Consider the following 12342-nt stretch of genomic DNA (forward strand, 5'->3'; position numbering starts at 1 on the left):
ATGAACGAAGGATCGTCCTCGGTGGTGACCGCGACCGCCGACGGACCGCCGACAGACCGGGTGCGGGAGTTGCTCGACCTCTTCGGCGTGCCGGACGCCTGCGCCGCCGGACTGCTATGCGACCGGCATCCCGCGGACTCGGTGGCCTTCACTGTGGTCGAGAAGGACCTGACGGCCACCGACCTCACCTACGGAGAGCTGCGCCGCGACTCGGCCCGGTTCGCCGCCGCACTCGCCGACCTGGAGGTCGGGCCCGGCGACGCGGTCGCCACCCTGATGGGCAAGTCCGCCGATCTGGTCGTGGCCCTGCTGGGCATCTGGCGCCGCGGAGCGGTGCACGTGCCGCTGTTCACCGCCTTCGCGCCGTCCGCGGTGGCCCTGCGGCTCGGCGCGAGCGGAGCGAAGGCCGTCGTGGTCGAAGCGGACCAGCGGGGCAAGCTCGCCCCCAGTGAGGACATACCCGCCGACCGGCCCTGGCGGACCGTGGTCGCCGGAGGCGCCCCCGAGGGCGCGGAGCTGTCCTTCGGTGAACTGCTCTCCCGGTACTCCGGTGACGAGCCGCAGGGCCGCCCGGTCGCGACGGGCGCGGAGGCCCCGCTGATCCTGCTGTTCACCTCGGGCACCACCGGCGCCCCCAAGGGCGTCCCGATTCCCGTCAAGGCGCTGGCCTCGTTCCAGGCCTACCTGGAGTTCGGCCTCGACGTCCGCGATGACGACGTGTTCTGGAACGCCGCCGACCCCGGATGGGCGTACGGCCTCTACTACGCGATCCTCGGCCCGCTGGCCGCCGGACGCCGCAGCCTGCTGCTGCACGCCGGCTTCAGCCCCGCGCTGACCTGGCAAGTCATGAGGGACTTCGGCGTCACCAACTTCGCGGCCGCGCCGACGGTCTACCGCAGCCTGCGGGCCGCGACCGACCCGGTCCCCGACGGGCTACGGCTGCGGCGGGCCTCCTCCGCCGGGGAGCCGCTCACCCCGGAGGTAGTCGGCTGGTCGGAGCAGGCCCTGGGCGTGGCCGTGCGCGACCACTACGGGCAGACCGAGCACGGCATGGTCGTCGCCGCCGCCTGGGCCGACGGAGTCCGTACGCCGGTGCCGCCCGGCTCGATGGGCCGGCCGCTGCCCGGCTGGTCCGCCGAGGTGCTGTACGAAGAGCGGGACGAACCCGCCCCACCCGGCACCCTCGGCCGGGTGGCCCTCAGCGTGACGGACAGTCCGCTGCTGTGGTTCTCCGGCTACGCGGACGCGCCGGAGAAGACGGCCGAGCGTTTCACCGCCGACGGCCGCTGGTACCTCACTGGCGACGCCGGCCTCAGGGACGACAGCGGCTGCTTCTTCTTCTCCTCCCGCGACGACGACGTGATCATCATGGCCGGGTACCGCATCGGCCCCTTCGACGTCGAGAGCGTGCTCGTACAGCACGAGTCCGTGCTGGAGGCGGCCGTCATCGGTGTCCCCGACGCCCTGCGCGGCGAGGTGCTGGAGGCATACGTCGTGCTGCGCCCCGGGACACCCCCCGACGAGGACCTCGTGACGGAGCTCCAGGAGCTCGTCAAGCGGAGGTTCGCCGCCCACGCCTACCCGCGCGCGGTGCACTTCACCGACCAGCTGCCCAAGACACCCAGCGGGAAGATCCAGCGCTTCCTGCTGCGCCGGCAGCGCGCGCAGGCAACCGACCGGCCGCAGACCGGCCCGACCCGAGAGACGAACTCATGACGACGACCGTGTCCCGCCTGCTGCCCAGCGAGGAAGCGGCCGAACTGCTCGACCTGACCAGGGAGATCGCCGACGGAGCCCTCGCACCCCGGGCCGCCGCCGACGAGGCCGCCGAACGCTTCCCGCGCGACGTCTTCCGCACGCTGGGGCAGTCGGGGCTGCTCAGCCTCCCCTATCCCGAGGAGTACGGGGGCGGCGGTCAACCCTACGAGGTCTACCTTCAGGTCGTCGAGGAGATCTCGGCCCGCTGGGCGAGCGTGGGAGTCGGGCTGAGCGTGCACACGCTGTCCTGCTTCGCCCTGGCCGAGTACGGCACCGACGAGCAGCGCGGTAGGTGGCTGGCCGACATGCTCGGCGGTGAACTGCTCGGCGCCTACTGCCTGTCCGAGCCGCACGCCGGCTCCGACCCGACCGCGATGCGCACCCGTGCCCGGCGGGACGGCGACGCCTACCTCCTGCGGGGCGAGAAGGCCTGGACGACCCACGGCGGCCAGGCGGACTTCTACCAGGTGATGGCCCGCACCTCCGATCACCGCACCCGCGGAGTCTCCTGCTTCCTCGTCCCCGCCGAGTCGGCCGGGCTGTCGGCCGACCCGCCAGAGCGCAAGATGGGGCTCACCGGATCCGCCACGGCGACCGTCCGGTTCGACGACGTCCGCGTCCCCGAAGGCCGGCGTATCGGCGAAGAGGGGCAGGGCCTGCCGATCGCCCTCGCCGGACTTGACGCGGGCCGACTCGGCATCGCCGCCGTCGCCGTCGGTCTGGCCCAGGGCGCGCTCAACGACGCGCTCGCCTACGCCAAACAGCGCGAGACCTTCGGGAAACCGATCATCGGCCATCAGGGAGTCGCGTTTCTGCTCGCCGACATGGAGGCCGCCGTGGACTCCGCCCGGGCCACCGTCTTGGCGGCGGCCCGGCGCAAGGACGCCGGATTGCCGTACGGCCGTCAGGCCAGCATCGCCAAGCTCGTCGCAACCGAGGCGGCGATGCGGGTCACCACCGATGCCGTCCAGGTCTTCGGAGGCGCGGGCTACACCCGGGACTTCCCCGTCGAGCGCTACATGCGCGAGGCCAAGGTCATGCAGATCTTCGAGGGCACCAACCAGATCCAGCGCCTCGTCATCAGCCGCCACCTGGCCGGTGCCCGCACCGAACCCTCCCACCACGTTCTGCGCGCCGCGCCCAAGGAGCCCAAGGCATGAAACTCACCGGATCCGCCGCCCTGGTCACCGGCGGCGCCAGCGGCCTCGGTCACGCCACCGCCACCACCTTGCTGCACGCCGGCGCCCATGTAGTCATCGCCGACCTGCCGTCCTCACCCGGGGCCGCCGTCGCCAAGGAGCTCGCGGACGTCGGCCCGCGCGTCCGCTTCGTCCCCTGCGACGTCACCGACCCCGCCGCCGTTCAGGCCGCGGTGGACGCGGCGAGCAAACCGGGCCCGCTGCGCGTCGCGATCAGCTGCGCGGGCGTCGCGACGCCCGGCCGCATGCTGTCCCGCAGCGGACCACTGGACCTGGACGCCTTCGCCCGGGTCGTCGGCGTCAACCTCATCGGCACCTTCAACGTCTTCCGGCTCGCCGCACAGCGCATCAGCGAAGCCGAGCCCGTGGACGGCGAGCGCGGCGTCCTCGTGGCCACCTCCTCGGTCGCCGCCTACGACGGCCAGATCGGCCAGGCCGCCTACGCCGCCTCCAAGGGCGGGGTGGCCGCCCTCACCCTCCCCGCAGCCCGGGAACTCGCCCAGCACCTCATCCGTGTCGTCTCGATCGCACCCGGCCTCTTCGACACCCCGCTCATGGCAGGACTGCCCCAGGAGGCCCGCGACTCCCTCGGCCGACAGGTCCCCCACCCCGCACGCCTGGGCGACCCGTCCGAGTTCGCCGCCCTGGTACGTCACATCGCCGAGAATCCCATGCTCAACGGCGAGGTCATCCGCCTCGACGGAGCCATCCGCATGGCACCGCGCTGATCGTCCCCGCATTCCCACCCCACAAGGAGAACCGACTATGCCCGGCCCGCTGACCGGCCTGAATGGCGATCATGGACTCGTCTTCGGGAGCGACGGCGGCGGCAATCTCTTCGCTCTCGCGGCCAACGGCACGGTCCACAAGTCCAGGACTGCTTCCTGGAACGACGCGTTCTATGCCGTGGCCGCCAGTCTGTGCGACTTCCTTGAGCAACTTCGCGATGTCATTGATCAGTTCGCTGCCACAGGCCACCCCGGGGCTTTCTGAACTTCACGCACCGCCTGTCCACACGCGTCCTTCGTGGGTTCACGGAACTGCGGCCAGAGCCAATCTGGCTCTGGCCGCAGTTCCGTGAAGCTCAGCGCCTGGTGCGTCAGCAGAGACAGATACGCCGATCGCCCCGTCTCTCGACCGTAGGGCATGCTGTTGCGGTGAGTGATCCTCAACAAGCATGGCTGGGATGGCTGAACAGCCTGGACGTGCCACGGAAGACAGCCGCGGAGTCGCTGCGTGCCCAGTTCAGCGCCCTCGGCGTGACCAATCCTGTTGACCTGATCAAGTCGGAGGTCATGGAAGATCTTCCGCAGCTCGCGCGATTCGTACTGCTTCGGAGCCTGTGGCACGGTGTGATCAACGGCTGGACCGAGCCGGGCTCGCTCGATCAACTGCCAGCCGCGCAACGCCTTCTTGCCGCTGGCTCGGACCGGGAGGATCTTGTTCGCCTGGTCCGAGCCGTTGCCTATGAGGCGGTGTTCGCGACGCTCGACGAGCTGGACGTCGGCGGCGATGTGAACGTGTCGGGTGTGGAGGCCGGCTGGGTGGTCACACGCTTCGCCGATGCCCGGGGTCTCAAGGCGTATGCGGGCTCGTCACCGATCACCCGGGCTTCCGGCAAGAAGTCCAGCGTCACCCGCCGACGCGTGAAGAACGACCGGCTCAACCATGCCGGCTACCTGTGGGCGTTCGCCGCACTGACCGCGTCACCCGGAGCCAAGGGCCGCTACCGCCGACGACGTGATAAGCACGGCGACTGGCACGCCTCCGCATTGCGCAATCTGTTCAATCGCATGGTCGGCCAGCTCTATCACTGCCTGCAGCACGGCGAGCACTACGACGAAGCACAGGCCTTCCCGTCCCCGCTGGAAGGGCTCGAAGCAACTGCCCGCCGCCTGAGCCCAACTCCTACTCCGGGATGACCAGGCCGAACTCGCGCAGGCGGGGCAAACAGGCATCCAGGCAGGCCTCCACGGACACGGCATCCGTGCGCACCAGGAGATCTTCGTGGAACGGGTTCCCGCTCGCCACGAACGTCCACGGCTTCACGCCGTCACGCATGCGCTCGGCATCGGCCTTGAACAACACCGTGACCCCCTGCTCGGCCAACGCTTCCATCACCCGCACCACGTCCACCGAAGCCCCCTTGTGTCCGTAATCGAACAGGCAGCTAAACTACACGGGCATCTCAGCAACCGACTTGACGGCTTGGGGGCGTGAGGCGTCTACGCCGAGGCCAGCCCCGTCCCTGCCCGGCGTCGTGCGCAGCCGGCGGAGGGTGAGCGGTTGGTGGAGTTGAGGCCGGCGGAGATGGACGCGCTGCGGGTGTATGTGGGTGCCGCGGAGCGGCTGCGGGTGCCGCCGGCGGAGGGCCTTCTGGAGCGGGTGCGTACGGCGACGTTCGACGGTCCCGCCAACCGCTGGTCGCTGTGTCTCACCGAGAAGCAGATGGAGTCGGTGGCGTACGCGTTCTACCTGCGGGCGCTGTGCGGGTCGGTGGCGGAGGCCATCCGGTTCGCCCGGGAGTACGGCGTCGTCGTGCACGGGGACCGGTCGACGGGCAGCCTGCAGCCGGCCCGGCTGTACTGGCCGGATGGATTGCTGCTCAGCGAGGTGTGCGCTGGGGGCGATATCCGGCCATCTCTTGTCGGTTGATGGCTCCGCTTTTCCATCCATGTACACAGGGGCTACACAAGAGGATCGCGGGATCTCCTCTTGGGGCTGGGTTCTTCCCGCCCTCTTCGGGGGCTGGCTGGTGCGGCGACTTCGGGCCAGCATCCCCACATGTCCGGAAGTGAACATCTGTACGAGCCCACCCGTGTATGCGTAAGGCAAAGCCGCGCATGACCGGATCATGACCAATCCGCGTCTGGGCGCACGCACATCACTCAGCGACCGGGGGAACGCCGTCGCTCACGGGGAGGGGTTGCTTCGCCATGCCGTCGGGGAGCGCCCCCTGCCGCCAGAGCATCAGCTCACCCCTGACCAGCGCCGGACGCGTTATCAGGCTCAGGTGGCCCGCACGGAGTTGCGGCGTATGCTCGCCGACGGAGAGGCTGGCGACATCGTGGTCATCGACTCCGGCCGCCGCTCCCGGGTTATCGGAGTACCCGTCGACTACACCCTCATGGTCCGGCGGAAGCAGCCCGGCGACTGGAAGGACCTGTCGGACTCGGTACCGTTTCCCCGGCTTGCACCGCGCCAGGCAGCGAGGCGTCTGGCGGACGGGATCGCTGAGGCGCCTGCAGGGCCGTGGGCGCTCGTCATCACCGAAGCACACCCGGACGACGTCATGGACCGCGACTACTTCAACGTCGTGGGCAGCGAGCTGCGCGGCCTGGGCATGACCGGACTGGACGACGTCATCGCCGTTCCCCACCACGAGGACTTGCGTAACTGGCAGACGCCGCTGCGCTTGCGTCCCCACCTCCCCGAGTACGGTGGCCCGGTCAACGCCTTCCGCCCCGAAGGGTTCCTCGCCGACGGCCTGGACGACCTGCTGAACACCGTGACCCGCGCACTGCACAACCGCACTCAACCCCACTGACCAGCGAACTTCATTATCGGCAGATGCTGGTCACAGCCACTCATTGATGGCCGCTACGAGGACGGTCGCCTCGTAGCGGACTGCCAACTTGTCGTACCGCGTCGCCACGGCCCGGTATCTTTTGAGGCGGTTTATGCCGCACTCGACGGCGCGGCGTTCCCGGTAGTCCACCGGGTCGCCTCCCCGGCCAGCTCCTCCGTCTCCAGCGTCTCCGGGTGCAGTTGTACCCGGACCCAGGCAACGCCCTCGTGTCTCTCGACAGCGCGAAGGCGTTCGGCCGGTACCGCAAGAGCAGGCCTCCCATAGCCCCACTGGTTCGGCGCAATGCATCCTTCGTTGTCGTTGCCGTCGAAGAACTCGCCCAGGGTGAGCAACGGCATCACGCCATCGTCACCAGCACGGTTGACCACTTGCTCGACTGAGATCACGGTCGAGTACCCCTCCGATCGCCTCCATGGGCCCCGCAGGCGCCGCAGCAACGAGGCGGAGAGAATCCCGGCCGCCGTAACAGGGATCCTCCGGGACACCCCATCGGAATCATCCTCCGTCCGGTCGGCCCGGACGACCGACCGCTCGGGACGCCACCAGGCCGGAACCCCGACTCCACGCCGTTCAAATTCCGCGGTCCGCCACCGCCACCACAACCCATCCGTTCCGGCCACACCGACAGACACAGTATTGGAGCAGATTCCAACTGTGGAAGAGATGTAAGATCTTGGGGTTCTGTAAAGTCGCCCTGTGGCAGCGAACGAGACTTCCCGAACGGCCCGCCGGGCCGCCGCGACGCGGCAGTCGATCATCGAAGCGGCGGAGGCGATCCTCGTCGCAGGCGGGCCCACGGCCCTGACCCTGGAGGCAGTCGCCGAACGCGCCGACGTGGCCGTGCAGACGGTCTACAACCGGGTGGGTGGGAGATCCGCTGTCCTCGTCGCGGTGGCCGAGCGGGCCTTCCGGGAGAACCGGGAGTACATGGACGCCGCGTATGCCACCCCCGGCACCCCGCGCGAGCGCATCCTGCTGGCCGCCGACGCCTACGCGCGTTTCGCCCTGGAACGCCCGCACCACTTCCGGCTGCTCGCCGAACCCCCCGCCGACGCCGGGTCACTGAAGGGCATTGCCGACCTCGTCGACGAACAGAACGCCAAACTCACCGCCGCACTGCGCGACGGCATTGCCGACGGCTCCTTCAACGCCGACCTGGACCCCAGGGCCGCGGCCTACGCCCTGTGGGCCGCCATGAACGGCATCCTCGCCCTGAGCTGGCGCGCCGACCGCCTCCATGTCGACCCGCAGGACATGGGCCCCGTACTTGACACCATCCTCACCGTGATCACCCGGGGCCTCGACGCACGGACCTGACCCTACGCATGCAACCATCAGGTGTTCCGGAGTGATTCCTTCGCGAAGACTCCGGCGTCGAATGCGAGGTACGGGGACGACTCCACCAGCACCTCGTCGGCCGAGGACTACCTTTGGAGGGCATCGGACGGCATCAGATGACGGTTCAGTCGTCGACCGCCGTCAAGGTCCTGGTCGTGGTGCGCTCGCCCTCGCGCTGCTCTGCAGACTTTCGTAGACGGGACAGGTCGGCAGGTTGTCGGGGGAGAAGCTGCAGGCGGAGTACGGCGACCCTCGGGTCTACCGCTTGGCGGCCCCGTCGTCTCGCATAGCTGCTTCGACTGCCCCAACTCGTAGGCCGCTGCTGGAGAGTTCTGGCAGTGTTCCGCACTTCGCGCTCTCCTCGCCTTGAACCGCGTCAGTCCTGGTCGGTTCGGCCCCCGCACGGCCTGTGTCGTCCGTGTCGGGCAACACATAGCCCTCGGATTCGTCCCACGGGAGGTCCACGTCGTCCAGGTGCACGTGCCATTCGCCGTCGAGGGTGCGACGCAGGTGGGTGAGGGAGCCCAGGATGTGGGTGATCACCGGAAGCAGCCGCTCGGGATCGAGTGGCAGTTTGCTGGATCCGGCGAGGATCTCGTCCGGGTCGGTTCTGTCTGCGCTGTAGAGGAACAGTTGTTCTTCGTCCGCATACGGGAACGAGGCTGCATGGGCGGCGACGATGCGCTGGAGGGCGGCCGTCTCGACCTCGGTCAGCGGCTCCGCCCGGCTCGCGTGGTAGTAGAGGGAGATACTCACGGCGCGAGCGTACGGTCGGGGTGTGACAGCGCGTTCTGGGGGCGAGCGGCCGGACCGGCCGCCGTCTTGTCGCCTGGCGCGCGCGTCGCGGTGGTGGCGGGTCATGGCGACGTCATCCGTCGAAGGACGACCAGTCGATGCCCAACTCACCGAACGGCCGCATCGCACCGCGGTGCCGTGCGCCGATCGTGATCTCGAACATGCCGTCGCCCAGGTCACTGGCGCATGCGATGAGGCCGGGGGCGACGTGGAACGTCGTCGGGTCGGCCGGCCACTGCCACGGCCGGAGCGGCACGGGGCGCAACCGGTCGGTGAGGTCCTGTACGAGCGGCTCTGGCACCGGGGTGTACCAGGCTTGGGCTTGGTACGGTGCAGCGGTCATCGCCTCGAACAACGAGAACTGCATCAGGAAGCCGCTGAGCGGCTCGCGTTCGGCTCTGTCCTCCGCCGCTGTCAGCCAGACGACGGGGTCGGTCTCGGCCCGGTCCAGCTCCCAGCGGAAGCAGAGTTGGTTCTCCTCGCCGAAGACGACCCGTCGCGGATCCACGCCCGGGCGCAGCTCGGTGGCTGGCAGGATCCGGTTCTGCCTGCCCAGCATCTCGGGCCGCTGGTGGGCGAGCCGGTAGAACTCCCGCAGGGCCTGCGGCAGGTCGGCGGGCACCGCACCGGGCGCGACGGGGGCGGACCCCGTCCGCGGGTACCAACCCGTGGCGAAGTGTCCCAGCGCCCTGACGGGATCCTCGCCGAGCTGCGTGAGCCAGTCCAGGCTCGGCGTGTGCGGTGACGGACCGGTGGGCCGCACCTCGTCCAGGACCTGGGGCGCAAGCGGGGGCTCGATCCTCAGGTCGCACTGGAGCAGTTCGCCGTCGGCACAGGACGAATAAACCGGCCGGCCCGCACCCAGATAGCGGCAGCCCCCGAAGACGCGTACGAAAAGATGTACGGGGAGTGGGCCGTCCGACTCGTCCACCAACCGTGCTCGCACCACGGCCGACGCCGGACCCATCAGCCGGTACAGCTCACCGCTCCACACCCCGCTGGCCCCCGGCTCGTCCACGGCGTCGGAAAGAATCACCGACGCGTCGGCGCCGATCACCACCCGGGCACCGCCCGCCATCGACGAACGCGCATGGACTCCGGCGAGCGAACACGCAGCCTCCTCGCCCACTATGTCCAATTGTTCGATCACGTGTGGGTCTCCCGCTGCAACGACTCGTCCACTACCTCAGACTCCTGCCCCGCCGGACGTAGGCCAGGCCCGCCGGCACCGCACGTCCCGTACGCCGCGCCTGGTACCTCGCGTGTGAACATGAACTTCTCCAAGACCGCCACGAGTGCGGGGCGACTCCGCGTCGTCCAGGTGCCGAGCAGTACCCCGGCACCCACCGCGCCGTCCCGGCGTCGATCCAGGCGCAGGAAGTCCACGTTGTAACACCCCTGGGGATCGCCTTCCGGCTCCCAGCGCGTGTCGAAGCACAAGTCCCGTACCCGCGTGGTCAGCGCTGATCAGCACGGACCCGTACAGCCAGTCGATGGTGTCGGGCCCCGGGTCCACTTCGTAGAGGCTGTTCCAGCTCATCGTCCAGCCGACGGGGACGCGCAACGGCTGTGTCTTCCGCCATGCCTCGCCCACGGTCATGAGGCGAGATCACTGCGCGGTACGCCAGAGCCGTCCTTGACCAGAGTTTGCCCGGTGTCCACCGCCTTCAGCCGGTCGGCGGCGAAGCGGGCCCGCCTGGTGGGCAGGGTCAGCACGAGGTCTCCTCTACGCCGCGGTGTGCTCGTATCCCCAGAGATCTGCCGGGCCTCGGCAGAGCCCGGCATGCGACGGGCGGCGATGACGGCGCGAACGGTGTCGGGGAGTTCCGGGTTGGCGAGAGCTCGTGGTCGCAGTCTCCGCGAGCGGCCCGGGCCGGCTGGATTTCTTGCGGCAGCGCGGGGTTGGCGCCGAGGCCCTCCACATGGCTGGGGATCGGTGCCGTGTCGGCTCTGCGGGTGTAGTCGGCCAACACCTCGGGCGTGGTCGTGTGCCGAGCCACGGTGATCGCCGCTCGGCCAGCCTCCTCGGTCTCGCCGTCGAGGGGCTTCGAGCGGGAATCACCGCATGACATCGCCTTGCTGAGCATCGAAGACAATCACACCCTCTATCTCTTCAAGGTAGACCATAAGGTCGACGACCTGGTTCGTGTACTCGCGGGCATCGTCGTCCCCGAAAACGACCCGGACCCGTCTTGCGACAGCCGAGAGATCAAAAGGCACCGATCCTCCGATCAACCGGTGCACGAAGCGCGCATCCTCTGCCACAGTCTCGCTTTCTTCGTAAGCGACGCGCGTCAGCCATGCCCCCCATCTGAGGGCGAGCGTAGAGCCCTTGGAGAAGGGAGGCCGCTCCCACTGCAGCGTGAAGCCTGCTGCGTCTTCGAAGAGCTCGCGCAGGTCAGCGGCCAGTGATTCGTTGGATATCTCCGGGGAGTCGGGACCGAGAAAAGCATGGAGCGCAAAAGTCATTGTCGCTGTTCAGTCATCCGAGAGCAGTGGAATCAGGGTCGACATGAGTCCGATCAGGCGCCGCTCCGCTTTGCGTACTCCGGCACCAGACCTTGCGTGGCGATGGCATTGACGAGCGGCAGCCGGCCACGCGATCGGAGGTGGCTGAATCGGCCTACGGAGGGATCCGTCGGTGCCTTCGTTGAAGCAACTTCAGCGGCGAGCGTGACCGGCGGAGCCGCTGTCCGGCCACAGAGCCCCGTGGTCGCCGTAGGGCCGACGGACAGTCCGGTCCGCTCTCGGGGGCCTCTCCAGAGGGCGCAGCCGCGGCTGCTCTGCTCGGCCAACGCCCTGCTCGCGACGGGTTCGGGTCTCTCACGAAGACGGGATCCTACTTGAGCACACCCCAATCATGGAATGCCTTCCATGATTGGGTCGAAGTTCATTACGCTGCCGTGGGTGTCGACTGTGCAGAAGGAGCTCTCACCGGCGACGTACACGGGCTGCCCGCGGAGGTGTGCTGCAACGCGCTGGTTTGCGGTAGCCGGGACGAGCTGAAGTTGTGCGTCCTTCGGGCCGAGCGGACCTGGGCCGCCGCGGTGGCAGCGGCCGGATGGACAACATCGACGTGATCGCCACCAACACACTCGGACCCGCCCAATGTCCTCAGTGAGGAACCGGCTTGAACCGGCCGTCCGTACACGCGAATCAAAGGAACAGCCATGCCCCTGCCCGACGACCTCTCCGCCGAGATCGACGGCTTGTGCCGTCGCGGCGACACCCTGGCCGAAGCGGGCCGACTCGACGAGGCCAAGGCGCTGTACGTCGAGGCCCTGCGACTGCTGCCGGATGATCCGAGCGACTGGGCGGCCTCGACCTGGATCTACGTGGCGATCGGTGACGTCCATTTTCGGCAGGGTGTCTTCGACAGGGCGTACCGGTGCTTCCACAACGCCGTCCGGTGCCCCGACGGACTGGGCAACCCGTTCATCCATCTCCGCCTGGGCCAGAGCGCCTTGGAGCTCGGCGACCACGACCGCGCGGCGGACGAGTTGATGCGGGCCTACATGGGCGGCGGTCCTGACATCTTCGACGAGGACGACCCCAAGTACCTCGCCTTCCTGCGGACCCGCGCCGACCTCGGCCATGCCCAGAGTTCGGGATGAGCGCCGGGCGAACCCGTGCGTGCCATCCCGAGGAAACTCCCGCCGCACC

General features: G+C 68.9%; 12 protein-coding genes and 2 pseudogenes. 9 read left to right on the plus strand and 5 right to left on the minus strand.

Annotated elements, in window-relative coordinates:
* From O1G22_RS42730 to O1G22_RS42750, 5 genes and pseudogenes are all read left to right on the plus strand, one after another.
* On the plus strand, positions 1-1716 hold the full coding sequence (locus tag O1G22_RS42730) for an AMP-binding protein (RefSeq protein WP_270086227.1): 1716 nt from the start codon (positions 1-3) through the stop codon (positions 1714-1716).
* Complete coding sequence (locus O1G22_RS42735) at positions 1713-2918, plus strand: acyl-CoA dehydrogenase family protein (RefSeq protein WP_270086228.1); 1206 nt, start codon at positions 1713-1715, stop codon at positions 2916-2918. The genes O1G22_RS42730 and O1G22_RS42735 overlap by 4 nt, the downstream gene beginning before the upstream one ends.
* Entirely contained in the window at positions 2915-3685 is a 771-nt protein-coding gene (locus O1G22_RS42740) for an SDR family NAD(P)-dependent oxidoreductase (RefSeq protein WP_270086229.1), read from the plus strand. Before O1G22_RS42735 ends, O1G22_RS42740 begins: the two co-directional genes overlap by 4 nt.
* A 37-nt stretch (positions 3686-3722) precedes the next feature.
* Entirely contained in the window at positions 3723-3950 is a 228-nt protein-coding gene (locus O1G22_RS42745; RefSeq protein WP_270086230.1) for a hypothetical protein, read from the plus strand.
* A 557-nt stretch (positions 3951-4507) separates the two neighbouring features.
* Positions 4508-4879: pseudogene (locus O1G22_RS42750) on the plus strand (transposase); the annotation flags it as partial.
* Here the strand turns inward: O1G22_RS42750 and O1G22_RS42755 are convergent.
* On the minus strand, positions 4866-5093 hold the full coding sequence (locus tag O1G22_RS42755) for a hypothetical protein (protein ID WP_270086231.1): 228 nt from the start codon (positions 5091-5093) through the stop codon (positions 4866-4868). The pseudogene O1G22_RS42750 and the gene O1G22_RS42755 sit on opposite strands and share 14 nt — an antisense overlap.
* 99 nt (positions 5094-5192) lie before the next feature.
* Here O1G22_RS42755 and O1G22_RS42760 point away from each other — a divergent pair.
* A pseudogene (locus O1G22_RS42760) lies at positions 5193-5612 on the plus strand (DUF6417 family protein); the annotation flags it as partial.
* A gap of 199 nt (positions 5613-5811) precedes the next feature.
* A complete protein-coding gene (locus O1G22_RS42765; protein ID WP_270086232.1) occupies positions 5812-6504 on the plus strand; it encodes a hypothetical protein in 693 nt (230 codons plus the stop codon).
* A gap of 131 nt (positions 6505-6635) precedes the next feature.
* On the opposite strand, the gene O1G22_RS42775 is transcribed toward O1G22_RS42765, so the two are convergent.
* Positions 6636-6932 carry a hypothetical protein gene (locus O1G22_RS42775; RefSeq protein ID WP_270086720.1) on the minus strand — a complete coding sequence of 99 codons (297 nt, stop codon included), beginning with the start codon at positions 6930-6932 and terminating at the stop codon, positions 6636-6638.
* Positions 6933-7242: 310 nt separating this feature from the next.
* Here O1G22_RS42775 and O1G22_RS42780 point away from each other — a divergent pair, with 310 nt between their 5' ends.
* Entirely contained in the window at positions 7243-7863 is a 621-nt protein-coding gene (locus O1G22_RS42780; protein WP_270086233.1) for a TetR/AcrR family transcriptional regulator, read from the plus strand.
* 279 nt (positions 7864-8142) lie between these two features.
* On the opposite strand, the gene O1G22_RS42785 is transcribed toward O1G22_RS42780, so the two are convergent.
* The 3 genes from O1G22_RS42785 to O1G22_RS42795 form a co-directional block, all read right to left on the minus strand.
* The gene (locus O1G22_RS42785) at positions 8143-8640 is read right to left on the minus strand and encodes a hypothetical protein (protein WP_270086234.1); all 498 of its coding nucleotides are present in this window, start codon (positions 8638-8640) and stop codon (positions 8143-8145) included.
* A 112-nt stretch (positions 8641-8752) separates the two neighbouring features.
* Positions 8753-9829, minus strand: a complete 1077-nt coding sequence (locus O1G22_RS42790) for a hypothetical protein (protein ID WP_270086235.1) — start codon at positions 9827-9829, stop codon at positions 8753-8755.
* Between the two features lie 908 nt (positions 9830-10737).
* Positions 10738-11148 (minus strand): hypothetical protein, encoded by a 411-nt coding sequence (locus tag O1G22_RS42795; RefSeq protein ID WP_270086236.1) that lies wholly within the window; start codon positions 11146-11148, stop codon positions 10738-10740.
* A 701-nt stretch (positions 11149-11849) separates the two neighbouring features.
* On the opposite strand from O1G22_RS42795, the gene O1G22_RS42800 reads away from it, so the two are divergent.
* Complete coding sequence (locus O1G22_RS42800) at positions 11850-12293, plus strand: tetratricopeptide repeat protein (protein ID WP_270086237.1); 444 nt, start codon at positions 11850-11852, stop codon at positions 12291-12293.
* Positions 12294-12342 lie beyond the last annotated feature (49 nt).

The sequence above is a fragment of the Streptomyces camelliae genome (genome assembly GCF_027625935.1).
Taxonomy (GTDB): Bacteria; Actinomycetota; Actinomycetes; order Streptomycetales; family Streptomycetaceae; genus Streptomyces; species Streptomyces camelliae.

Coding starts and splice junctions, on each gene's coding strand:
- O1G22_RS42730 (WP_270086227.1), top strand. CDS start 1: ATGAACGAAGGATCGTCCTCGGTGGTGACCGCGACCGCCGACGGACCG.
- O1G22_RS42735 (WP_270086228.1), top strand. CDS start 1,713: ATGACGACGACCGTGTCCCGCCTGCTGCCCAGCGAGGAAGCGGCCGAA.
- O1G22_RS42740 (WP_270086229.1), top strand. CDS start 2,915: ATGAAACTCACCGGATCCGCCGCCCTGGTCACCGGCGGCGCCAGCGGC.
- O1G22_RS42745 (WP_270086230.1), top strand. CDS start 3,723: ATGCCCGGCCCGCTGACCGGCCTGAATGGCGATCATGGACTCGTCTTC.
- O1G22_RS42765 (WP_270086232.1), top strand. CDS start 5,812: ATGACCAATCCGCGTCTGGGCGCACGCACATCACTCAGCGACCGGGGG.
- O1G22_RS42795 (WP_270086236.1), bottom strand. CDS start 11,148: ATGACTTTTGCGCTCCATGCTTTTCTCGGTCCCGACTCCCCGGAGATA.
- O1G22_RS42800 (WP_270086237.1), top strand. CDS start 11,850: ATGCCCCTGCCCGACGACCTCTCCGCCGAGATCGACGGCTTGTGCCGT.